This is a genomic window from Enterococcus sp. 9E7_DIV0242, assembly GCF_002140975.2.
Taxonomy (GTDB): domain Bacteria; phylum Bacillota; class Bacilli; order Lactobacillales; family Enterococcaceae; genus Enterococcus_L; species Enterococcus_L clewellii.
The window spans coordinates 3547659-3572191 of record NZ_CP147247.1; the positions used below are offsets into that span (position 1 = coordinate 3547659).

Here is a 24533-nt window from a genome sequence, read left to right on the forward strand (position 1 = left end):
AAAATGGGGTTTAGTACATTAAGTGGAAAAATGGATCAGTACATTTCTCCAATTGCTAATAAGTTGAGCCAGCAGCGACATTTGAAAGCGACTAGAGATGCGTTTATGTCCATGCTGCCAATTACATTATTCGGATCGATTCCAATCATTTTGAAGGCTGCACCTGTCACAGATGATACAACGAATGGCTTCATTCTGGCATGGGCTGATTTTGCCGAAAAAAACGGGATGATTCTCAATTGGATCAGCGGAGTTACTTTGAGTGCAATGTCGTTGTTCATCTGTGTTGGGATTACTTATTATCTTTGTCGTCATTATCAAGAGGATATTCTGCGTCCGATGATGTTTGCGATTGCGGGATTCTTAATGTTGGTATTAGAGCCGTTGAAACTGGGCTGGGACGGCAAAGAAGTTGAAATCAGTTTTCTGGATGGTCGCGGAATCCTACTTGCAATCTTTGTCGCAATTGTTACCGTAGAAGGCTACCATTGGATGCGTAAAAAGAATATTGGACGAATAAAAATGCCTGACAGTGTGCCCGCTTCTTTATCAGAGACATTTGCGGCATTGGTTCCCGGTCTTATTTTAATGACATTTTTCTCAGTGATTTTCATTATCTTCCATTCTATGGAAACAACAGCTGTTCAATTTTTATATGATATTATGGCTCCAAGCTTTAAAGCGGCGGATAGTCTGCCATTTACGATCCTAATTATTTTCCTGATCCACCTATTCTGGTTCTTTGGTATCCACGATGCAGCACTTGCCGGGATATTGGGACCGATTCGTGATGGAAATCTGTCGATCAATGCAGCCGAAAAAATGTCCGGCTCTGATTTATCGCATATTTTTACAACTCCTTTTTGGACATATTTCGTCATTATTGGTGGTTCTGGTTCCGTTCTTGCTTTGTCGTTCTTGATGATGCGCTCTCGTTCAAAACAATTGAGCACGGTAGGGAAAATCGGCTTCTTGCCTTCGATCTTTGGAATTTCAGAGCCGATCATTTTCGGAACTCCTTTGATGCTGAATCCGATCTTCTTCTTTCCATTCATCCTAACGTCCGTATTTAACGGGATAGTGACGTATTTATGTATGTCTTGGGGAATTGTTGGAAAAACATTTGCCGTCTTTTCTTGGCAAATGCCGGCACCGATCGGGGCTTTCCTGTCAACTATGGATTGGCGAGCAGTAGTACTGGTATTCGTATTGATCCTATTAAACGGACTGATGTATTATCCATTTTTGAAGGTGTATGAAAAAAATCTAGTCGCTTTGGAAGCTGATTCTGATGCAAAAGCAGAATCAACACCCGCAGCAGAAGCGTCTACAAAAGGGGAATGAAAGAAGGAAGGATGAGGTCAGTAAACAGCTGACCTTATTCCCTATTATTTTTCGGGTGTATTGTTATTTAATTGATGGAAATGGTATACTGTAGAGAGGCGAAAGAGTTTCGGGAGGTAAGTATGAATATCTCAAAAAGGCAAACAGAGTTGATTAAAAAACTAATGGGAAATCAAGAGTTGATGACAGCGAATAGTCTTTCTGAGGCTTTGGATGTTTCCTCGAAAACCGTGCGGAATGATATTCAGCAGATCAATAATATGTTTCAGACATCTGTTATTGAATCGAAAGTAGGGAAGGGGTATTTTGTTCATGATCCTCATCATCATTTAGACAATTTTATGATAGAAAACGAACCACAGAATCTACAATTTGAACTGCTGAATCGGATCATCGACGGACAGGATACTGGATTTTATGAATTAGCGGATGAGTTTTTCATCAGTGAGTCCACTCTCGATCGAATCGTTAAGGAATTGAACCGAGTAATTGCTCAACGCGATGAATCTCTTTGTGTGGTACGTAAGCATAACCGTTTATTGATTGAAGGAGAAGAAGAGCAAAAACGGCAAATTTTCAATATATTTCTCAATCAGGAAATAGAGAGTCATAAGCTAAGCTTAGATAAATATGCGGATTATTTTGAGTTTTGTGATTTGAAGCGACTATCTGGTTTAATTGTTTCTTATCATAAAAAAAATCAATTTGCGATGAATGATTATTCTACGATTTCATTTATTCTTCATGTAGCTGTTTTGATTGAGCGAATCAGTAAAGGTAGTTATGTACAAATTGACCGAACAAAACAAATTGATGCGCGTAGCTATGAACTGGCGAAGCAATTCATTGAAGAATTGGAGAAGGAATTATTGATCGTGATCCCTTCACAGGAGCTTTATTATATTGCTCGCCTTTATTCAGGAAAGTTTATAGTAGCAGATCAAGCAAATGAGGAGCAGTTCGTTGCAGTTGTGGATCATTTACTGACCCATATCGCTCTGGTTTTTCACATTGATTTTTCGGCAGATGAACGAATGAAGGACTACTTGATCACTCATTTATCCGCACTATATAAACGAGCAATACAAAAGCAATATTTAACGAATCCGTTGACGGAGGAAATGAAAAATAAATTTCCTTTTATCTATAATGTCAGTGTTTTTGCGGCTGATTTTATTCAGAAGGAATTGGGCATTACTTTTCCTGATGATGAAATTGCTTATATTGCGCTGCATTTCCTCTCCGCATCGGAAAATATCAGCTATGGGAAAAAACGAAAGCTGTTGTTGATCTGTCCATATGGTGTAGCCAGTCGTCGGCTTGTGCGGAACAAGATGAAAAAAATCACAAAATATTCAATAGAACTGATTGAATCGACTTCAGTGTTTGATGTGGAGGATTTACTGGGCGATGAAATCGACTTGGTTCTATCTACCGAACACCTGACACTCTCAAAAAACATCCCTTTTTACCAGTATGATTCCTTTTTCACGGATGAGGATGTTAAAAATATTCAAGTACTCCTTGATGAACGGCACTCATCTGAATCCATCTTAAATCAATTTTTTAAAGAAGAATTGTTTTTTTCAAGACAAACCTTTAAGAGTCGAGAAGAGGTCATCACCTTCTTATGTAAAAATCTTACAGATCATGGATACTGTAAACCGGATTATTCAGAAAAAGTGTTAAGTCGAGAACAGCTATCCAGTACTTCCTATGGCAACTATTATGCGATCCCCCATGCGATTCAACGGAGCGCATTAAAGAATGCGGTAGCTGTTTGCTGTTTAGAGAAGCCCATTGACTGGGGAGGAAATCGTGTTCGCTTGGTTTTACTTTTAGCGATGAAAGAAGAACGAGACAATTCTTTTGAAGAATTATTTAGTCAATTAGTCAAAATTTTAAGTGAAGGTCGCTTTGTGAAGAAACTATCGAAACAAACGGACTTTAAGACATTTATTGAAATGTGCAAGTGAGTGCAACTGTAAGTCTTCTGATACTTGCATGTGTAATATAAAAAGTAGGTCTTCGTATTTAACAGGTTGAGAAGGCGTTTAACGTTATATCATAAAAACTGAATTGCATGGTCATGCCACGTATTTTTGCTGTTTCCCGTAAAAACAAACAGTAAAAATACGTGGCTTTTTTTGTTTAATATTTTTTATAGTAGGAGGTATATATGGAAAAAAATAAACTGGCTACAAGAAAGCTGCTACCATTGATTTTAAGTATGTCGTTACCACCGATAGTATCAATGGTCGTGCAGTCTTTATATAATATTGTTGATTCGATTTTTGTTGCAAAAATCAGCAATGAAGCATTGACGGCACTCTCTGTTGCATTTCCTGTGCAGAATCTGATTTTAGCTTTATCTGTTGGATTTGGTACAGGAGTAAATGCGTATATTGCGAGAAAAATGGGCAATAAGGAAGTACGAGAGGCAGAACAGGCAGCTGTTCAAGGATTGATCCTTTCGTTTGTTCATTATCTAGTTATAGTGATTCTTGGCTTGCTTTTAGCAGAGCCGTTCATGAAACTATTTTCGAGCAATGAAGTGGTCATAAAGCTTAGTGGTGATTATACACTCATTATCATTCTTTTTAGTTTTGGTCAGAGTATTCAGATCACGATCGAAAAGATTTTGCAGGCGTGCGGCAATATGGTTGCACCTATGCTCTTTCAGCTGATCGGAGCAGTAACAAATATTATTCTGGACCCAATCTTTATCTTTGGTTGGTTTGGTTTTCCAGCAATGGGGATTCAAGGTGCGGCGCTTGCCACGGTAGTGGGTCAGATTTTTGCTATGCTGGCAGCTATAAGTTCATTGGTGTTTCGCAAGCAAGTGCTGTCGATTTCTTTTCGAGGATTGAATTGGGATGGACGAATGCTCAGAGAAATCTATTTCATAAGTATGCCATCATTCCTGATGTTGTCGATAGGTTCTGTCATGGTAAGTGGAATCAATCTGATCTTAAAAGGTATGTCTGAAATTGGTGTTGCGGTATTTGGGATTTATTACAAGCTGCAGTCCTTTGTCTATATGCCAATTAGCGGATTGGCTCAAGGTACCTTGCCTATATTGAGCTATAACTATGGCGCAAAAAATAAGGAGAGAGTATTAGAGACCCTGAAGCTTTCTTTCGTTCTATCAACGATTTTCAGTGTAGCTGGGTCGCTGCTATTTTTATTGCTTCCAAAGGAAATCATGGGGTTATTCACTACCGATGAAGCAGTGCTTTCTGTGGGAATCAGTATGTTGAGGATAATGAGCATGAGCTTTGTTTTCGGTGCTTTTAGTTATATTTTCGCTTCTTATTTTCAGGCAACAGGCAGCAACATTTTTTCTCTAAGCATCACTTTGCTGCGCCAACTCATATTGCTTTTACCCATTGCTTGGCTATTTAGCAAATTAATAGGAATCCATGGTGTTTGGCTTTCTTTCGTGTTGGCAGAAACTCTAGTGGCGGCTCTGGCTATCTATTTATTCAAGCTTGACTATGCTCGGAAAGCCATTTATAAGAAAAAGGCAAGCGCTGATCAGAAGTTGCTATCTATGAATAAAGAATACCAAGAGTAAGCAGTAAAAAATAAGCTATTGTTGATTGACGATTTCTGACTAGTGAAAAAATGGAAAGGATAAAGCGTAAGAATAGGTAAAAATCTGTTCGCCTATTAGTGTGCAAAAAAAGAAAGAAAATTTCTCTTTTTTAGGAAATAAGAACCAGATATGTGTGTATTTGATAAACTCTGAAGACCGTTTAGAATGGGATGAATAGCGAGTAGATCGCAAAATATAAGAAGAATTCGACTTTAGTCTGTTGTACAATGTGGTAGATTTTCCTATGATGAAGGTAACGAAAGAAAAGAGGGCAGGGAAGATGAAAAAAGTATTGGTTATTGATGATGATCGTGAGCTAAGAAGCCTGTTAAAGCAATGCTTGACTAAGGAAGGCTATCAAGTTAAAACTGCTGAGGATGGAGAAACAGGAATAGCACACTCTCAGAACGAAGAATTTCAACTGATTATTCTAGATGTCATGTTACCTAAGCTGAACGGTTTCGAGGTGCTGCAGAAAATCAGGCAGTCTAGTGTAGTGCCTATTTTGATGCTGACAGCGAAGGAACATGAATCGGATAAAGTGTCTGGGCTGCGTTTGGGGGCCGATGATTATTTGACGAAACCTTTTAGTATTCAGGAACTACTTGCACGTATCGAGTCACAGATTCGTCGCTCCACACAGTTTAGCCAGATGGAAGTCAAATCTCAAAATGCCCTGACAGTAGGACTTTTTCGAATAGAGCCTGCGCTTCATTCGATCAAAATCGGCGAAATAATGCTTGAACTGACGGAGTATGAATATCGGTTGCTGTATTTTTTCATGCAACATAAAAACCAGGTATTTACTAAGCAACAGCTATACCAACAGGTCTGGCAAGAGGAATATCTGGATTCAGATAACACGGTGATGGCATGTATTAGTAGACTTCGTTTGAAAATCAGACAGGTAGATCCACAGCAGCAGCCTATAGAAACGGTGTGGGGTGTTGGCTATCGCTTCAAGGTAAAGGAGGCATAAAACATGTGGCAGTATATAAGTATTGCTCTTTTTCTGTTTAGCGTGTCGATAGGATTGCATCATTTCGCTTATCGCAGAAAAATCAAGCACCAGTTGAATCGCATCAAGACCATCTTAGTTGAGTTATCGCATACGGAGCATTCACGGCAAAAAATTGTCTTACCACCTAAGGAGCCGTTGGCAGAAATCGGTTTTTCACTCAATCAGCTTCTTGCTGATAAAAATGACGAGATTTATGAATTGCGCCGTATTGAACAATCACAGCGTACCTTTTTGAACCATCTGGCTCATGATGTACGAACCCCTTTGACTTCGCTGATTGGTTATTTGGAAGCTTTTGAAAAAGGCTATTTAGAGAAAGAAAAACTGCAAGAATATTTACCCCTTGTGCTGAAAAAAGCGGAACAGTTAAAAACATTGACGGATCAGTTGTTCTTCTGGTTTAAGCTGGAAGATAGTCAAGAAGCGTTCACAGATCCAGCTCTTTTGGAGACGCTTGATTTGAATGAGCTGACCAGAGAAATCACGATTCAGTGGCTACCGCAATTTGAACAACAAGGACTACATTATCATATAGAGATCGGAGAAGAGCCGCTGCTGTTTAAAATAGATCCAGTGGCTTATACGCGAATCGTTGAGAATTTGCTGAACAATTGTCTGTTACATAGTCAGGCAAGCTGTCTCTCTCTCAGCTTGAACGCGGAATCAGAGGGAATTAGATTAAAAATCGCCGATGATGGTATTGGGATTTCCAAAAAGGATATGCCTTTCATTTTTCAAAAGCTGTATCGTTGCGACCCGGCGCGCGCTCAAACGGGCTCAGGATTGGGGCTTGCGATTACCAAAGAGTTGGTGCGGCGCTTTGGTGGTAGTATTACGGCAATAAGTGAAGGTCAAGGCTGCGTCTTCGAAATCTATCTCCCTAGTAGCAAACACTCCTCTTAAGTAATGTCAGACTCTACTATGATTTGAGTAAGAACTCTGTAAGATTTGGCTGTTATGCTTGGATTATCAGGAAAGGAGTGACGAAGTATGTCAAAATGGATGATTCAAACGAAGGCGCTGACGAAAGAAATCAATGGGCAAACGATTTTGGATCATATAGCGATTCATATGCCTGTCGGAAAAATTTACGGACTTCTTGGACCGAATGGTGCGGGCAAAACAACCTTGATGAAGCTGATTTTAGGCTTACAAAAACCATCGTCTGGTGCTATCTATTTCATGGAAGACAGATTGTCAGAGAAGAGTACGGAAATTTACACGCGCTCCGGATCGATGATCGAAGAACCAGCATTTTATGGAAATCTAACAGCTGCGGAAAATCTCGCGATACTCGCGGAAATGCGTGGGGTCACACGTTATCGGGCAATTGAGACAGCCTTGGAGGATGCCCGCTTGGATACTGCCGAAAAAAAGAAATTCAAGAATTTCTCAATGGGGATGAAACAGCGCCTGGGGATTGCGGCAGCATTACTCCATGAGCCAGAGCTATTGATATTGGATGAGCCGATCAACGGTCTTGATCCGATGGGCATCAAAGAAATCAGAGAGCTACTGCTGTTCTTAAACGAGAAGCATGGAACGACGATTTTGATTTCCAGTCATATTTTATCTGAAATCGAGCAGATGGTCGATACGATCGGTTTTCTAAATAAGGGACGGCTGGTCGAAGAGGTCAGCTTGCAAGAATTACGAGATAGAAATCGAGACTTTATTCGCGTACGGGTTGATGATGTGAAACAGGCAAGTTTTTTGTTGGAGGAAAAGCTGGATCTAACAGACTTTGAAGTTTCAGAAGACGAGTATCTACACATTTATAGTAAGACTTTAGCTGCCGGGAAAATGGCGGAGTGTTTTGTGAAGGCGGGGATCCTTGTCTCCGAAATTTCGAATCAGACCTTTCATTTGGAGGAATACTTTGGTCAGTTGGTAGGAGGTGAAGGCAATGCTCTCCACAATAAAAATTGAATGTTTAAAGCTGCGACGTTGTTCGCTGGTTTTGGTTTGCTTGTCTGGCAGTTTTTTATTTACGCTTTTAGCAGTGATGAAAGATGTTTTACGCAGTGGACCAGTACAACAAGTGCCACAAAGTGTCTGGATAACTGAAAATATGATGATCAACAATTTTATGGTTACTTTCTTTTTGAGTACGATGTTGTTAGGGTATTTGATCCACAGAGAATATGAAGAACGGACAATAAAAAATTTGCTGGTGACAGGTGTCTCGAGAGAAAAGATTCTGTTTAGCAAACTAATCGTCTGGTTGGTCCTGCACTTTTTCATGTATTTAGTGGCTAGTCTAGTCGTATACTTAGGCTATCGCTCTATTTTCGAAACACAAGAGTTTGCTTTTCTCGATATCTTAGGAAAATTCATGTTGTCAGCCGGAACAGCAGCAGTGGTCATGCTGCCGCTGGCTTGGGTAGGGATAAAACAAAAACAATTATTCTATCCAACGATATTATTTGGGATTCTGATTGCTGTTTTAGCTGTGACAGGAATCACGTTTCCAGATAGATGGCCGGTCATAGTTCCATGGTCCGCTGCGTTTGCATTATCATCAATGGAACTTGGGGCAACGGAACAGACGATTGCCCTCGTATCGGTGGGAGGAACAGGGATTATCGGCTTATTGCTGATGTTCTTTAGCTTTAAGCGGCAAGAGATATAACGTAGGAAGCGAAGAGCAAGACAATCATTCAGCGTGATTGTCCTGCTTTTTTTGTTTAAAGAGTATGAAATTGGAGAGAGACAAATCCGACAGTACGAACCTTAGACAGGAGTTCAGTCACTAGCTTTTAGCGCGTACACAGTTTTTCTGACTCAATGTGTTCTGATTTTTGAATGAATAAAACGCCGAAATTCTTCGAAGGTTGCAATATGTTTGAGTTCAGAATAGATTTCAGGAGAATCAAATAAAGAAATCAACGCTTCATAAATATCAGCAAACAATTGCCGATCCAAATCGTTGATAGCGGCAAGCAAGACGATGTGAACTCTTCGTCCGTTCCAATCGATGCCGCTACTTGAAAGCAGAACACCGATTGTTGTTTTATTGGCATCCATATAAACAGAATGAGGGATAGCAATTGATTCAAAGGCAGTAGAAGACGCATTTTCCCGTTCAAGAACATGTCCATAGAATTCAGAGGTTACGATCCCATCTTCTTCCAGTTTCGCACACATTTCCCTAAGTAGTTCATCTCGCTCTTTCTGTTTATTTGGGATAAAGAAAAACGCTTCATCGAAATATGCGTCGAAATTTTTACTTAAAATTTGCTTTTTTTGGTTCAAACGAATGTTTGCGACTTCTGATACCAATGCTAATCGTTGCTCTTCTGTGTAGAACGGCGCAACGTTGATAACTTTATAGCGCTCGTTTTTTGGTACTGGGATTGTGCTTATCAGCAATTCAAAGATCAAGTCTTCAATCGCTGAAAATTGTGAAACGACAGCTTTGATGTTCAGCTCATTACCAAACTGCTGAGAGAGCTTCGCATACAGTTTTTCATCCAGTCCCATATATTTAGGGCATAGGACTACAGCTTTGATTTTAGAAAAATTTCGTTTTTGTCCCTCCAGTTCTGCACCGATATGTAAAGCAATATAAGCACTTTCATCTTCGTTGATCGTAATGTCAAATCGCTCACTCAGACGGAGGGAAACAAAAATCGCAATATCATAAACGATTGGGTACTCCTTTTTCAACGAATGCAGCATTGGATTTTTCAAATAGGACCCTTGCTTGGCTCTGGAAAAAAGCCCACTCAAATGCAAAGCGAAAGGAACCATAAAGCTCTCACTATTCAAGCTGATTCCAAAGGTTCGATGCACATTTAGAAGGACTGATTCCATGGCGGTAAGGATTTCAGCTCCGGCAATGTTTTCCAGTTCTTTCAAATTATTGGATGGAATGTAATTGACATTTGCCTGAAACAGCATATGAATTTCTTCTTTTTCCAGTTCATTCAAGGTGAGCTGGAAATTTTTTTCGATTTCTTCAATCAAACGAGTGACGAGCATCGCTTTATCCTTTCGAAGCCATGAGCTGAACCAATCGCGCGAAATCAAGGATTGCCCATTTCGAACCGATTCAACAAGAATCAATAAATGTAATAAAAGGTTCATAAAAGCGAACTCATTGATGTGATAGTTCGATTCTTTCATGACCAATTGGATGATCGTAGATAGCTGCAACACATCAGCCGGTTTAAAATTTTGCTCAAGGATTTCCTGATCCATGAACTGGTAAGGCATTTCTTCAAAAATAATATAAGAAATCAGCCGGCGCTTTTCCTTCTCCTCACCTAGGATCAAGATACAGTCATTTTTGATCGCAAATTTCACCTTGTACTTTTCAAAGGTCTTATTCATTCGTGATAGATCGGCTTTCAACGTGGAATAACTGATGAATAGCTCTTCTGCCGTATCAAAAGTATCAAGCTCAGCATTTTCGATCAGTAGTTTTTTTATAATATAAAAAGCACGTTCCTTATAGGTTTGCGGGAGGATTACCTGTTCCTCTTCAGCGTTTAGAAGCGTTCGAGCTATCTGTGGATCGATCATATACCCTGAATTAGACGAGAATATAACAGGTTGACTGCTTATTTTATTTAAATCAGCCACATAGCTTTTGACTGTTCGGACGGAAATATCCAGCGTTTGTGCCAATAATCGGGAAGACAGCGGTTGATCCTGCTGAAGCAGGAGATTGAGTAGTTGCTCCTGTTTTTCTTTCATCTTAGACGATCCCTTTCTATGTATATCTACACTTAGTATAAAGGTTGTGAAAACGATTTTAAATAGAAATTTGCACCGGTGCAGTGCAACTATTCAGTTGAGATAAATAGCTGAAAACGGAATAATCAAGGCAGACAAAGCGACTGGCAGACAAAAGAAACTGGCAGTACAAAAAAACATTCTGGAGGTTATGAAAATGGAAACAATCAATATGCTGTTGTGTTGTGGGGCTGGGATGTCCAGCGGGTTCTTAGCTCAGAAAACAAGAAAGGCTGCTAAAAAAAGAGGGATTTCCGGATCGATCGATGCACGGAGTGAAAGTGAGGCTGCCCAGTATCTAGATGCTATCGACATTTTACTGTTGGGTCCTCATTATGCATCATTCAAAGAAGAAATGACGCAGCAGGCAGCACCACATAAGGTTGTAGTAGATGTGATTCCACAGAATATTTACGGCATGCTAGACGGTGAAGGACTACTGGATTTCGCAATAAGCAAACTAAGTAAGTAAAAAACGAAGGGAGTAATAAACATGAAAAAATTCATGGACTGGCTGGCGAATTCCTTTGCGCCGAAAGCCAAAATTTTGACACAAAAGCCAGCGATAGCTGGGCTGTCAAGTGCAATGCAGAAGCTGATCCCCTTTATCATGACAGGATCGATCGTCTTCTTTTACAATGTGTTTCGCTCTTATTTACCTTCATTGCCTGATTTAGGCAATATCTCTAATTATTCTTTTGGGATGATTGGTCTGATTGCGGCCTTCATGGTAGCCAATCAGTATATGGAAAAATTCAAACACCCGAACTACTCAATTACCGCTGGGATCGTCTCTGTTTGTTCGCTAATGATGTTTCTTCATCCAGTCGGTGCAGAAGAAGGCGTTTATGATATGGGACGGGTCGGTCCTACAGGGATTCTGATTGGTGTAATTACAGGCGCAGTAGTCAGTGTGATTTTCCATTATTTCAGTAAATTAAAGCTACTACAAAACAGTGAATTGCCAGATTTTGTTGTTGAATGGATCAACAATATCATTCCTATTTTCCTGAGCTTGGCACTATGGTCAACATTGATTTTCGGCTTGAAGATCGATATTTTCCAAGTAATTATTGGTTTGTTTGAACCTATTCAGAATTTTGGACAATCGTTACCGGGCTTGATTTTACTGGTTTTGATTCCGGCGTTCTTTTATTCTATGGGGATTTCTACATGGTTGTGGTCAGCGATTCAAAATCCGATTTTCATTGCGGGTATTGCTGCTAATACATTGGCTTTACAACAAGGAACAGACCCGATGAATATCGTAACGAATGAAACGGTTTATAGTATTGGTCTAATTATGATGGGCGGAACGGGTGCGACGCTAGGCTTGAATCTCTTGATGTGTTTCTCTAAAGCAAAAAAATTAAAAACCTTAGGGCGAATTTGTATCGGACCATCTATTTTTAATATCAATGAACCAATTGTGTTCAGTACACCAGTTGTAATGAACCCGCTGTTGATGATGCCGATGTGGATCAATTCGATCGTGGGCAGCTGTGTGATTTGGTTTGCTATGCGAGGTGGATTGTTAAATATACCAGCAGAGTTGATGCAGCTGGCGCAAATTCCAGCACCGATTTCAAGTGTGATTTTGACGAAGGATTTCCGTGCAATTCTTTGGTATGTCGTGTTGTTTGCGATATATATGGGCATCTGGTATCCGTTCTTCAAGGTTTATGAAAAAGAAGTGATCGCTGAAGAAGAAAAAGCGGAAAAAGCAGTACAACAACCGGAATCAGTGGTCGGAGCAGAAGTGGTTTCTTAAAAAAATGAGGTGAAAAGCAGAATGGAAAATGAGCGATTTGAAGAAGTGGAAAATGAACTGATTCCTGTAGCAATGCAGATTATCCTTCATGCAGGAAACGGCAGAACAAAAGCACAGGAAGCCATTAAACATGCGAAAGTAAAAGAGTTTGAAGCGGCTAGAGTCTGTTTGAAAGAGGCTAAGGACAACATTGTACTGGCCCATAAATCGCAGACAGCAGTTATTCAAAAGGAAGCAGCGGGCATGAGCTACGCGCCGTGTCTATTGTTTACACATGCGCAGGATCATTTGATGACGATTTCAAGTGAAGTCAGTATGACGAGAGATTTGATTGATCTATTTGAACTGGCGCTGACACAGTAAAGGGGAAGACGAAGGGGTACTAAAAATGAAGAAGATAAAACTATGGTTGATTCTCGTATTGACTGTTGGATTGAGTCTTGCGGCGTGCGGCTCATCTGCAGCAGAGCAAGAAAAAAGCAGCACCTCTGCATCGACGGAGAAGACCGATGAACCAATCACTATTTATCTGGTTCGTCATGGAAAAACGTGGTTTAACACGATGAATCAAGTACAGGGGTATAGTGACAGTCCGTTAACTGAAATCGGCGAGAAGCAAGCAGAAGCAGTGGGCGAGGGCTTACAGGATATTGTCTTTACATCAGCCTTTTCCAGTGATTTGGCACGTCAAAGAAACACCGCTAAGCTGATTTTAAGCCAAAATGCAGAGAAAGCACCTGAGCTGACAGAGCTTGTCGGTTTTAGAGAAAAAAATTTCGGCAGCTTTGAAGGGCAATCCAATGATGCCATGAACATTGCGGTAGCAGAGGACTTGAAGCTGGACTATCCAACCGATAGTGACGAGCTGTGGAATTTTTTGAAAGAGCAGCTTGGTGAAGAAGAGTTAGCTGACCATATTGCCAAGGTCGATCCGGAACAAGAGGCTGAAACCTATGAAGAAATCAAAGCCCGTGCTGCGGCTGTGATGGAAGAAATGATCGAACAGGCAGAAAAAAACGGCGGCGGCAATGTGCTGGTCGTTTCCTCCGGTGGGATCATTCCCATCATCATGGAGGCAATTGCACCTGGCGAATACAAGGGCGAGAAAATCAGTAATTGCAGTGTAACTACGCTGACCTATGAGGACGGAACATATGCCATTGAAAAAATCGGTGACACGACCTTTGCGGACCAAGTGAAACAATAGACCGTGAGAAATCTGAAGCAGTCCGTTATTGACTCATCCTTCAGTTTTTAATAAAAAGATGAGGAGCGAATATTATGAACAAAGAATTTCCCAAAGACTTCCTGTGGGGAGCAGCAACAAGTGCCTATCAAGTCGAGGGGGCAGCAGAGACAGACGGAAAAGGCTTGTCGCAACAAGATATCATCAATAAAGAAAGAAATGAAAAATTTGGCTTTGCGGATGCCAGTGTAGCTAGTGATCACTACCATATGTACAAAGAAGACATCGCCTTATTCAAAGAGATGGGTTTTACCAGCTATCGTTTTTCGATTGCATGGTCTCGCATTTTTCCAAATGGGGACGATGTTGTCAATGAAGCAGGGGTTCAGTTTTACCGTGATTTAATCAAAGAGTTGAAGGACAATGGGATTGAGCCGATTCCGACCTTGTATCATTACGATTTGCCTTGGGCACTGGTAGAAAAATATGGCGGTTGGCTTTCTCGAGAGGTCGTCAAGGATTTTGAAATTTTTGCTAAATATGTCATCAATGAATTCAAGGATGACATAAAATACTGGATCACATTGAATGAGCAAAGTATCATCGTTCAATATTGGACACAAAAATGTTATGTCTTGCCGGAATATCAAGAGAATAACCAGTTACGTTATCAAATCAATCATCACATGAATCTGGCTCAGGCAACAGCAGTCAAGTATATTCATGAAGTTGGCGGCTTAGCTGGTCCGGCTTTAGGCTATGCTCCGGTTTATGCGAGAACCTGCAAGCCGGAAGACCAATTAGCAGCCCTGAATGCCAATGACTTGAGGAACACCTATTATCTGGATGTTTACTTTAAAGGGTACTACAATGTTGCGGCATTGACCTATTTGAAGCAGGCGGGATTGGCACCGGTCATGGAAGACGGCGATGAAGCGTTCTTTGCAGAAAATATTTCTGATTTCTTTGCCATCAATTATTATGACAGTCAGTGCGCACATGCGTGTCCGGAAGGGGCAGAAAGAAGCTGGTCAGGATATAATCTAAGTGGGAAAAAAGGAGATATGTCTGGATTTGAAACACATCCCGGCTTCTATCAAATGTGTCCAAATCCTGAGTTGCGTACAACAGATTGGGATTGGGCGATCGATCCAATCGGGTTGGAATATGTCTATCGCGATTTATACACGCGCTACAAGATTCCTTTCATGATCACTGAAAATGGTTTAGGTGCCTACGATGAGTTGACTGCCGATGAAAAAGTTCATGACGATTATCGGATCGATTATTTTAGAGAACATATCCAGGCTACAAAACGAGCAATGGACATGGGTGTGGAGGTCGTTGGTTACATGCCATGGTCGGCTATCGATCTGTTGTCAACAAGTAACGGTTATAAAAAACGCTATGGCTTAGTTTATGTTGATCGGACAGACGAAGATCCCAAAGCGTGCAGACGTATCAGAAAAGATTCTTTTTATTGGTATAAAAAAGTTATTGCTTCTGACGGTGTGGACTTGGATTAATGAAAAAACTGTTTCGATATTTGCTATCGATTGTCGGCTCTTCAATTGTTGGAATCGGTGTTGGCTTATGCGTGGTCACTGGATTAGGTGCAGATGCTTTAGGCGTTTTATGGGAAGGGCTGGCGGGGCGACTGCCAGTCTCCGTAGGTCAAGCATCGTTACTGGTCACAGGTCTTTGCTTAGTTGCTGTATTTTTCATCAATAAGAAGGAGCTAGGCTTAGCGACGATCCTAAACCCAATTGCAACAAGTATTTTCACTGATCTGGTTATTCGTCAGTTAGTGATCGAATGGCCCTACTATCTAAAGATTGGTGTGGTCATTGTAGGTATCTCGTTGATAGGGATTGGTTCAGGAATTGCCGCAGCCACTGATACTGGGAAAGAGGGATATATTGCTCTGAGCTTTGCTTTGAGTGATACGTTTCAGGTTGATTTGGCGAAGGTAAGAATGGGGCTCGATTTGATCTGTTTTATGGCGGGTATGCTTCTTGGAGGGAAATTCATGTTGGGACCAATTATAGGTGTTCTCCTAATTGGCCCTTTGTTGAAGCTGTCCAGTCAGTACAGTAGCCAAATGATTCGACCGTTGCTGAAAGTAGAATAATAAAAATCTTGAAAGGCATCTTACGCAGCGTAGTGCTTTTCAAGATTTTTTTGTCTATTTTTTAACTTTCCCGTTTTCTTCGAGAGCAGGTATAGATAGAATGTAGAGGTTATTGTCTTTTGCTCTTTCATCATGTCCTAGAGGGACTCACGGTTCGATACGTGTGAGACTACCTTCAAAAAGCGTTGAAGCTCCTTCATTGAGGTAAACACTTGGTATTCTTCACACATCAAATCGAAGATTTTTATGTCTTCGATCGAGAGTGCGGCAGAAAGAGAACGAATGTAATAATACTCTGCTCGTTCTTGCTTATCCAATATCCGATAATTTTCAGCGATTTCATACAATAGCTCAGGCAATCGAGCTGTAGAATGATGAGATAATACCCAATTTTTACCTGTTACTGCCATTTCCAGTGCCTGTATATGCTTGTTCAAATATTTGTAGTTTTTGCTGGCACTGTAGTAGATGATGGCCAGCTCCGAGGGGTGATCCCGAAAAGCCTGATCGTTGATATTGTTGCAGGCCGTCACAAAGAAAGGCTCGGCCTCCTTGTATTTTTTGTCAAGATGCAAAACTGCGCCGATGGAACCAATCAACAAGGTTTCTGTTTTCTGAAAGATTTTTTTCCTAGTAAGAATTTCATGCAGATTTTTGTCCTTTAATGAGAGTGTTTCTGTTAGCCCTAATTTTAAAATATTCAGAGCTTCCGCATTTTCTTTCAAATGGAAGCAGGTGTAGATTCCTTGATAATACAAAAGCCGTTGACGATCTGTCTTTTCGTAAGCCGCGTGCCAAATTGTTTGGTCTGTCAGCAGTCGATCCATTTTTTCATATTCTCGATTCAACATAAGAAAATTGAGCCGTTGAAAGGCCGTCGTTAGCAATTCTATATGATCGATGGATTTTTCTGTGATATCTTCAATCGATATATTCAGCCTACTGCACAGTTTCAAAAGTACATCGTAAGAAGGCGTTCGTTTTCCTTGCTCGATCAGACTGATTTCTGATTGAGAACAAATCCGTTCAGCCAACTCAGCCTGTGTCCAGGCCTTCTTTTTTCGATAAAATTGGATGTGTTCGCCTATTTTCATATACCCCTCCGGAATATTACAAATGTCATAAGACAATCTATATTGTCTATATTATAATCTATTTAGGATATATTGAAAGTGTTTTCCCCAATATATTGTGAGGTGATAATATGTTTGAAATTCTTTTAATTACGTTATTGGAACTTCCTATCTGGTAGTTTGCCGGAGCATCTCTTTTGATGATCAAAGAGGAAATAGTTGATTTTTGAAGAAAGAACAGTAAAAAAGCAACTAAGAGTAACGATGAGCTTTGGCTTCGGTTGTAGAGGTTGTTGTTTTTGATCGTGTGTGTGGCAAAGCTCAGCGAAGTTTCCAGTCAAATGGAGAGCGGTCTGCCAATTTTTTCATCAAAAGTACCATGAATCTTAAGATTGGACGTAGGCAGTTTACTTTAAACTAAGAGTTTTAAGCTTTATCTTCCTACTTTTAATATATTTGTTTAGTGACGTTTCATGCTATTTCGCTTTTTGAAATAGACATAAATACAGTCAAAAATAAGCTGCGGACAGCTTTGTGTCAACGCAGCCCTCATATTACGTCCATGACTACAGGCTCGCTGCTTTTTGCAGTGAGCTTGTTTGTCTTAGTGAACAAGTGAATGAGAGCGGCTCGCTTTCAAATCGTCCGGTGAATCATAGCAGAAGAGTACTACATATTGTCGAAATAAATACCCAAACCAAGTTGACTGATCAATCCATAGTTCTATTGGCGTTGAAAAAGAGGTGGACAAAAAAACGGGTCCATTCTCTTTTAACTAATGGTACTATAAGAATAACAGTAGAAAAAATGATGGGGCGGAGTGGCCTGGCCTCATATGAATGAGAATAGGAGTAAGGATGGGAAATAAAAAGGAAATACTCGAAAAGGCTGTTAAGTTGATTGATTATCATCGCTTAGGGAGATTAGGCGGGGAGGTCATGCCGGAAGACAGCAATCCTCATTATCCGATAGGGAGTAAAGAAAATTATTTATATTTTACTTTACCGATGGCATTGAATTATCAACGGAATGCTTATAAATTATGGGAAAGTGCAAAAAGCTCAGCGCAGGATTCATTCGTTGCGGATGTATTTATTCCGGAGAAAGTGCTGCTTATGAGCGAAGATGAACTGAGAGCAAAGCTGACAAAGCATAAAATTGCTCTACAAAAAAATAAACAGCCAATTATCTGGCAACGATTGTGTTCGACCTTTCATGAAGATTTTTCAGGAGACGTTCGTAACTTTTTTAAGAAAAATGACTACAGTGTGGCAAAAATAAAGGAGTATATGCTCGCTAACAAGAAGTCTTTTCCTTATTTATCTGGAAATAAGATCATGAACTATTGGCTGTATGTCATGCTTCAATACACGGATGTACAGTTCGAGGATCGATGGAATATTTCCGTAGCACCAGATACAAATGTCATTCAAGGAAGCGTAAAGTTGGGTTTGATAAGTGAAGCAGAAGCAAAAAGCAGTAAAGTTCAGCAAATTACAGCAGCTCGTTGGGAAGAGGTATTTAAAGAGACGGATTACGATCCAATTGATATCCATACTCCGTTATGGCTCTGGAACAGAGGGGATTTTCCTTACTCAACTGATTTTTTTGACTTGTAGCAACGGGTGGAACGATGAAAAATGAGCACTTGGAGGAAACTATGTTTAATCAACTGAAAAAACTATTTACTAAAAATGAACGGACTGAAAAGCAGATAGCAGAGGTGGTGCCGAAATGGACACCCTTTACAGGAGAAAGACTGACGACCGCACATGCAACGTATATAAAAGAAATGGTTGCTGCTGCAGGGAGAGTAGACAAAGAGCGCTCAGTTTTTGGTGCAAGTACGCACAAGTATAGATTGAAACCAGTGCTGTCAATGGCTGAGGTTGAAGCTTTTGAAAAGCGCCATCAACTCACTTTACCGAAGGACTATGTGTTTTTCCTGACACAAGTAGGAAACGGCGGTGCTGGGCCCTACTATGGTTTATCTGCGCTGGAAAAAGTAATCAGTTCTGATGAGCATGCTGCTGCAGTGAGCAATGAAGCGCTAATTGATAAAGCCTTGACCAAAGAAAAATGGAAGCGAATCATGGATGAAACCGAAGAAGATGATGACTTATACGATGAGGCGATGGCTCGTTTGTATGGCGGGATGTTGATTGTTGGGACACAGGGATGTACCTACGATAATCTGCTGCTAGTCAACGGATCAGAAACCGGAAAAATCGTTTATATCGATTGGAATCTTGACTCGGATTACGGTCCATATCTAACAGGAATGCCCTTTTTGGACTGGTATGAACAGTTTTTCAAGGAAATCATTCAAGGCAATAGCACTACTTCGTATGGTTATTACAGGTTAGGAACAGAGGACGAGTTGAAACGTGCCTATCCTACAGCTGAAGATAAGGAAAAGCACGATATTTTAAGAAGCTTGTATCGATTTTCAGAAGTAAAGGAGAGTACGATTGCCTTTATCCAACAAAGAGATAACGAAGAACTGGATGTCTTAAGAGTAGAGCTGCTGTTGAAATTTAATGAGAAAGCAGCAATGACCATGTTTGATAGACTGCTCGATGGCGAAAATATCTCTGCGGCAGTTGCTTGTGCCAGACGAATACCGGATGAGCTGAAAGATGAGTATTATGGAACACTGAAGGATTTGTTACGCAATGAAGAGCTCCAGGATAAAGACAGTTTGATTTTCTTTATGAAGGATTGCGAGTTGTTTCGTGGTAAAGATTTGATTGACTTTGCGATGAATGAATCGGTGGAAGAAGCTGACCGGAAAACCGCAGTCTGGGCTATCAGCAATGCAAAGGATCGAATGGATTATCTCGATAAATTTATTCTTTGGATGGATGAAGGTTCTTATTGGGTCGCTCATGCAGCTCTGCAAGGAATGGCACGCGAAGAACATTCAAAACTAGTCGAAGCTTATTATCGAATGTGGGAAAAGTATCATGAAGATCAGATGATGCGTTCGAATTTAGTGACTGCGTTTAAGAACAATGGGGTTCAGATAGAGAAAGGTAGAGGGGGAAAATGATAGTAATACATGAGTAGAGGTGCATATGGTTTATTATGTGGAAGTAGGTAATTTAGGTATGGGCTCTGTAGTTAAGAACTAGCAGGTGATAATCAGTGTGAACAATAGCTTCTCTCTGGAAAGTTATTCAGATGATAAGTTGATTTTTTTATGTTTAATTTAAATTTTGTTTACAAAATAGCAGAACAACAGTAATAATCGTGTGGTATAATTATTTAAAACGAATAAAGGATAATAAGCAATTATCGTTTAGTGAGATGGACAGGAGATATCTATGGATAATAGGGAATTCTTTGATTTTGATTTTGTTGATAGACTTGAAGAACGTGAGATAGCAAAAAAATTTTTAGAAGAGAGTTCGAGTTCTCCACATGTTCTCTGGATTAGTGGAGACAGAGGAGTAGGAAAAACTTATTTTATTGATAATGTGTTTAATAAAAACATTGAGTGGTTTCTTATTCATGTTGAATCAGAAAAAGATGAAAATGATATTAGTTATATCTCGAATTTCATTCAAAAATTACAGGAAATATCTGGAAATAAATTCATAGACTACATTAAGCTTAATTACTCTTCGTTTGTTGAGACAGGTACAAATATTACAAAAACAATTCTAGATATATACAAGATTCCAGACTTTGGGGTTTCAGATATCGTGTCAAACTGTATTCATGGTTTCATTGACTTTAAGCAGCAACAATATACACTTTCAAAAACTGTAGCAAAGTACATCCAATCTATTATAAAGAAAAAACAAAAAATAATTTTTTGTTTTGATAACTTTACTAGATGTTCGCCTTTGTTGATAGATATTATCGAGATGACGATTATAGAAAATTTATCTAACGATAATCTTCGTTTTATTATATGTACAACAAATGAAGATTTAGAACTGGCTCAGTTTCATAAAAATTTTTTGGTTGAAAAAATACCTAATGTTAAGTTGAATATGGAGCCGTTCAAAAAAAATTATTTTTTTGTTGAAATATTAAGTAAAACTTGTGAAATTGATGAAGAAATAAGAGAGTGCTTGAATACTCTCTTTTATCAGTGCGGAGGATATCCGCAAAGATTCAAGCAAACATTGATCAATTTATATACCAAAAATGGCATTATTTGTAGGGAGAAACCTAAAGCATATTTTTTAGTAGATAAATTTAAGCAATTACTGTTAACAGAAAGTGTAGATTTTGATTATGAAAGCACAACATTTGAACAGAAACTTATTTTAACAATTATGTCTGTCTGGAAGATACCTTTTCCTATAGAAATATTGCAATCATACTTGGAATATCTACTTAACGAATTTGGAAATATAGCGTTTTTAACTAGCTCTGAAAGCGTTAGAAAGTCAATTGCTGATTTGATTAATTTGCACATAATAAAGATAGAGTCTTATTGTAAAACAGACTGTTTAAAATTCAAACATGATTCTTTAAACGAAATAATTCTTGATTTAAATGAAGATATAGTTCAAAAGAGTTATTTAGCATTTTTTAACTATGACTTTCTCGAACAAAAGAGAATCCCAAATCTACAAACAGATTATTGGATGCTGAATTTAGATTACATTCGATCTTTTCAAGCTTATTATAGTAAGCGGAGCAATTGGAAGGAAGTTAATTATGAATACGCAGTTAAGTTATATGGAAATGGGCAGTCTTATGAGGCCTTACAAATATTTAATCGATTAAATGATGAAATAGGAACGATTCCTCCAAGATGGTTGATTGTAATAGCAAAAAATTTACTGGATTGTGGGGAATTCAAACGTTCGGAGGAAATGTTAGTTATCATAGAAGACAGGTATCTAAATGAAATATCTATCAAAGAAAAAATAACTGTTTATTCTATGCTAGCACGAACGAAATGTCATTCTTATGACTATGAACAGTCATTTGAGTTTATTGATACAGCCATTCATCTGTCAGAAATTAACCAACTACCTTTTACTGAGTTATTGACACAAAAGCAATCCATTTTTTTTGTGTCACCAGGAAAGTTCGAAGCTGCAAAAATTATGTTTGAAGATCTTCATGCTCGTGATCTGGATCATCCATCAATGATAGGAGTTTACCAGTCTTCCATGGATTTTTACGAAGGAAGAAAATCTATTGAACTACTAGATAAAGGGTATCAGTTAGCTCAAAAATATGATGAGAATGGTCTGTCTTCTTCAAAAATTCTTCACAATAAAGGGTTTGAACATATTAGATGTTCGGATTTTGATAAGGCTATCTTGTTAACTGAAGAAGCTAGAAAAAATTTTGAAAACACTAGTGTTCATTATCAAGCTTATTCCTACAACAATTTAGCAGTTATTGAAATGATCAACGGGAATTGGCAATCTGCAGTCGAGCATTTAATGAATGCATATGTTTGGAATAAAAATAATTACATCTATAATATCATAAATACAAATTTTTTCGTTTGTTATTCAGCATTAAAAGATAGTAAAGCTGTTGTTTATAAAAAAGAACTAGAGGAATTAATCAGTACTAATTCAAATTTAGATGATAGAATCTACAAAAAGATATTGATCAATTTAGCCATAGATTCAAAAAATAATAATGATTTTTATTCAATGGAACGATATCTCAATCTTTATAGACCTCGCTTTCAAAACGATGTCCCTTCTGGAAAATGTCGTTTTATAAGTCTCTATAATAATTTTTCTAGCGAACAACTTTGTATGCCAGATGTTCCGCTTGAAACAGAAAGATATTATAAAGAAATTGAATTTGAACCATGGTTAACGACTATTACTCATGGGTAAAGTGAAACCTTAATTAATCTATTTAGTATTTATACGTAGAACAGCACTGTTGATAACGGCTTCCAAATAGAGTCTTGCTGGAGTTTGTCTTTTCAGAGATATCAGTCCTAATTCAGATGTTTCACTTAATACTGGATTAGGACTAGCTTCTAGAAAATATAGTTGCTTGTTGTTCAGTCTATAATCAAACCGAGCATAGTCCTTCAAATTTAAGCACTTAAAAATTTTATTACTCATTTTTTTTATATATTCTATTTGGTTTTTTTGGAGAATTTCTTCACCTAAAAATTGTTTTCGTACACCAGTTGCCTTTTCTTTTATGCCTAATACTTCCTTATCAAAATAAGTCTTTCCATTTAAACTGCTGATGATTACTTCTGAAACTAGAAAACTGTCCGAATTTCCAATTACCAAGTTAGTGATATCATAACCTTCGATATATTGTTCAATAAGTATTTCATCAAATTTATTCAATAATTTATTTAGATAATATACAGCGGAGGTAAAGTCAAAAGCTACACTTTCTTGTGTAATACCAATTGATGAACCTTCATTATTCGGTTTTATCATGATAGGGTATTCAATGTCATATTGAGAAAAATCATTCAAAGATCTTATGATATGACCATTTGGAGATGTGATTTCTTGAGAGCAGAGGAACTGCTTTGTATAAGACTTATTCGCAGTCATTAATCGAGTAAATGGATCTGAACCAATGTATGGAACACCTAATATTTCAAGTAGAAATGCTGCTTGTCCTTTTCTGCTTGGTTGTGTTAAACCATCTGAAAGATTAAAGAAAAGGGTGTTTTGATATTCCTTTTTTTCTTTACAGGCTGTTATCAATTCTTCAATCCCACCAAAAAAGAAACTTTCAAAACCCAAACAACGTATTTCTGACAATAAATAGTCAATACTTTTTTTGCTTGGATTGTCATTGTAGATAATATTGCTAATATCACTGGCATTCTCAAACTCATCTCTAGTATTTGCAATGATGGCAATTTTAATATTTCTATGCATAGGATTCACATTTCCTTTTCTAATTGTATTAATGTATACCCATCTATCTTATATATAGAAATGCCTTTATTGTAATCGCAAAATAGGGCATCTAATCCATGTTGGTATTCTTTTTTGTCAAGATGTGCAAAAACAGAAATTGATTTTGATTTTACTTTAGCTAAAAATTCTTTCTTTATAGGTTCATTAAGCTTTTGTTCATAAACATTTTCTGATAGAAATCGCCAACCAGCATTTTCTGCCGATTGGATAAGTTCGTCTATTGCCCAAAATCTTTCTTGATCAATAGAAGAAATACTTGGGAAATATTTTAGCCAGTATTTTTTATTTAGTTGAACGGATGATTCGGTACATATTACCAATTTACATTTAGGAGCTGAGATTCGATGCATTTCATTGAAGAAAGCATTCAAATCGGTAACATGATGGATTACATCTACACAATAAATATCATTAAAAAAAGAATCTTTATAATTTAAAGGATAGTTTTTAAAATGAGAAAAACTGATACATGATTTTTTCTTTTTCGCATTCTCAAGCATTTTTTTTGATGTATCAACTCCGTAAAAATTACACTGATAATTCTTTTCAAGTTCAATCAAATAATTGCCTGTTCCACACCCATACTCAAGAATGTTGTTATCTTTCGAGATATTTAATAAACTACTTAATAAATTATATATTTGAAAGTTAATTGTTCTGTTTTTTAAATATTCATCTGCATACAAATCATAGTTAACTTCATAATTTTTTGACAACAGTTTTCCTCCTGTCCATCTCACTAAACGATAATTGCTTATTATCCTTTATTCGATGTA

Annotated in this window: 20 protein-coding genes; 16 read left to right on the forward strand and 4 right to left on the reverse strand. The window is 38.4% G+C overall.

Annotated features, from left to right (window positions below):
- The first annotated feature begins 3 nt into the window (after positions 1-3).
- The 7 genes from A5888_RS16730 (at position 4) to A5888_RS16760 (ending at position 8595) form a co-directional block, all read left to right on the forward strand.
- Complete coding sequence (locus A5888_RS16730; protein ID WP_086350644.1) at positions 4-1344, forward strand: PTS sugar transporter subunit IIC; 1341 nt, start codon at positions 4-6, stop codon at positions 1342-1344.
- A 122-nt stretch (positions 1345-1466) separates the two neighbouring features.
- On the forward strand, positions 1467-3320 hold the full coding sequence (locus tag A5888_RS16735; protein WP_086350645.1) for a BglG family transcription antiterminator: 1854 nt from the start codon (positions 1467-1469) through the stop codon (positions 3318-3320).
- Between the two features lie 203 nt (positions 3321-3523).
- Positions 3524-4921 (forward strand): MATE family efflux transporter, encoded by a 1398-nt coding sequence (locus A5888_RS16740; RefSeq protein WP_086350646.1) that lies wholly within the window; start codon positions 3524-3526, stop codon positions 4919-4921.
- A gap of 301 nt (positions 4922-5222) precedes the next feature.
- Positions 5223-5921 (forward strand): response regulator transcription factor, encoded by a 699-nt coding sequence (locus tag A5888_RS16745; protein WP_086350647.1) that lies wholly within the window; start codon positions 5223-5225, stop codon positions 5919-5921.
- Between the two features lie 3 nt (positions 5922-5924).
- Entirely contained in the window at positions 5925-6866 is a 942-nt protein-coding gene (locus A5888_RS16750; RefSeq protein WP_086350648.1) for a sensor histidine kinase, read from the forward strand.
- Positions 6867-6953: 87 nt separating this feature from the next.
- Complete coding sequence (locus A5888_RS16755; protein ID WP_086350649.1) at positions 6954-7892, forward strand: ATP-binding cassette domain-containing protein; 939 nt, start codon at positions 6954-6956, stop codon at positions 7890-7892.
- The gene (locus A5888_RS16760) at positions 7870-8595 is read left to right on the forward strand and encodes an ABC transporter permease (protein WP_086350650.1); all 726 of its coding nucleotides are present in this window, start codon (positions 7870-7872) and stop codon (positions 8593-8595) included. The genes A5888_RS16755 and A5888_RS16760 overlap by 23 nt, the downstream gene beginning before the upstream one ends.
- 152 nt (positions 8596-8747) lie before the next feature.
- Here the strand turns inward: A5888_RS16760 and A5888_RS16765 are convergent, their stop codons facing one another.
- Entirely contained in the window at positions 8748-10664 is a 1917-nt protein-coding gene (locus A5888_RS16765; protein WP_086350651.1) for a BglG family transcription antiterminator, read from the reverse strand.
- A gap of 196 nt (positions 10665-10860) precedes the next feature.
- Between A5888_RS16765 and A5888_RS16770 the strand changes: the two genes are divergently transcribed.
- From A5888_RS16770 to A5888_RS16795, 6 genes are all read left to right on the forward strand, one after another.
- Positions 10861-11175: a PTS sugar transporter subunit IIB gene (locus A5888_RS16770; RefSeq protein ID WP_086350652.1), complete on the forward strand. Its 315-nt coding sequence runs from the start codon at positions 10861-10863 to the stop codon at positions 11173-11175.
- A 21-nt stretch (positions 11176-11196) separates the two neighbouring features.
- Positions 11197-12474 (forward strand): PTS sugar transporter subunit IIC, encoded by a 1278-nt coding sequence (locus A5888_RS16775; protein WP_170924877.1) that lies wholly within the window; start codon positions 11197-11199, stop codon positions 12472-12474.
- Between the two features lie 21 nt (positions 12475-12495).
- Positions 12496-12837 (forward strand): PTS lactose/cellobiose transporter subunit IIA, encoded by a 342-nt coding sequence (locus A5888_RS16780; RefSeq protein WP_086350653.1) that lies wholly within the window; start codon positions 12496-12498, stop codon positions 12835-12837.
- A gap of 25 nt (positions 12838-12862) precedes the next feature.
- The gene (locus A5888_RS16785) at positions 12863-13681 is read left to right on the forward strand and encodes a histidine phosphatase family protein (protein ID WP_086350654.1); all 819 of its coding nucleotides are present in this window, start codon (positions 12863-12865) and stop codon (positions 13679-13681) included.
- Between the two features lie 74 nt (positions 13682-13755).
- Positions 13756-15186, forward strand: a complete 1431-nt coding sequence (locus tag A5888_RS16790) for a glycoside hydrolase family 1 protein (protein WP_086350655.1) — start codon at positions 13756-13758, stop codon at positions 15184-15186.
- Positions 15186-15791 (forward strand): YczE/YyaS/YitT family protein, encoded by a 606-nt coding sequence (locus A5888_RS16795; protein WP_086350656.1) that lies wholly within the window; start codon positions 15186-15188, stop codon positions 15789-15791. Before A5888_RS16790 ends, A5888_RS16795 begins: the two co-directional genes overlap by 1 nt.
- A 137-nt stretch (positions 15792-15928) precedes the next feature.
- Here the strand turns inward: A5888_RS16795 and A5888_RS16800 are convergent, their stop codons facing one another.
- A complete protein-coding gene (locus A5888_RS16800; RefSeq protein ID WP_086350657.1) occupies positions 15929-16885 on the reverse strand; it encodes a helix-turn-helix domain-containing protein in 957 nt (318 codons plus the stop codon).
- A gap of 836 nt (positions 16886-17721) precedes the next feature.
- Here A5888_RS16800 and A5888_RS16805 point away from each other — a divergent pair.
- From A5888_RS16805 to A5888_RS16815, 3 genes are all read left to right on the forward strand, one after another.
- Positions 17722-18483, forward strand: a complete 762-nt coding sequence (locus A5888_RS16805; RefSeq protein ID WP_086350658.1) for a hypothetical protein — start codon at positions 17722-17724, stop codon at positions 18481-18483.
- Positions 18484-18524: 41 nt separating this feature from the next.
- On the forward strand, positions 18525-19916 hold the full coding sequence (locus tag A5888_RS16810; RefSeq protein ID WP_086350659.1) for an SMI1/KNR4 family protein: 1392 nt from the start codon (positions 18525-18527) through the stop codon (positions 19914-19916).
- Positions 19917-20190: 274 nt separating this feature from the next.
- Positions 20191-22692, forward strand: a complete 2502-nt coding sequence (locus A5888_RS16815; RefSeq protein WP_339101744.1) for a hypothetical protein — start codon at positions 20191-20193, stop codon at positions 22690-22692.
- 18 nt (positions 22693-22710) lie between these two features.
- On the opposite strand, the gene A5888_RS16820 is transcribed toward A5888_RS16815, so the two are convergent.
- Both A5888_RS16820 and A5888_RS16825 read right to left on the reverse strand, forming a co-directional pair.
- Complete coding sequence (locus A5888_RS16820) at positions 22711-23715, reverse strand: hypothetical protein (RefSeq protein WP_339101745.1); 1005 nt, start codon at positions 23713-23715, stop codon at positions 22711-22713.
- Positions 23716-23720: 5 nt separating this feature from the next.
- The gene (locus tag A5888_RS16825) at positions 23721-24473 is read right to left on the reverse strand and encodes a class I SAM-dependent methyltransferase (protein WP_339101746.1); all 753 of its coding nucleotides are present in this window, start codon (positions 24471-24473) and stop codon (positions 23721-23723) included.
- Between the last annotated feature and the right edge of the window lie 60 nt (positions 24474-24533).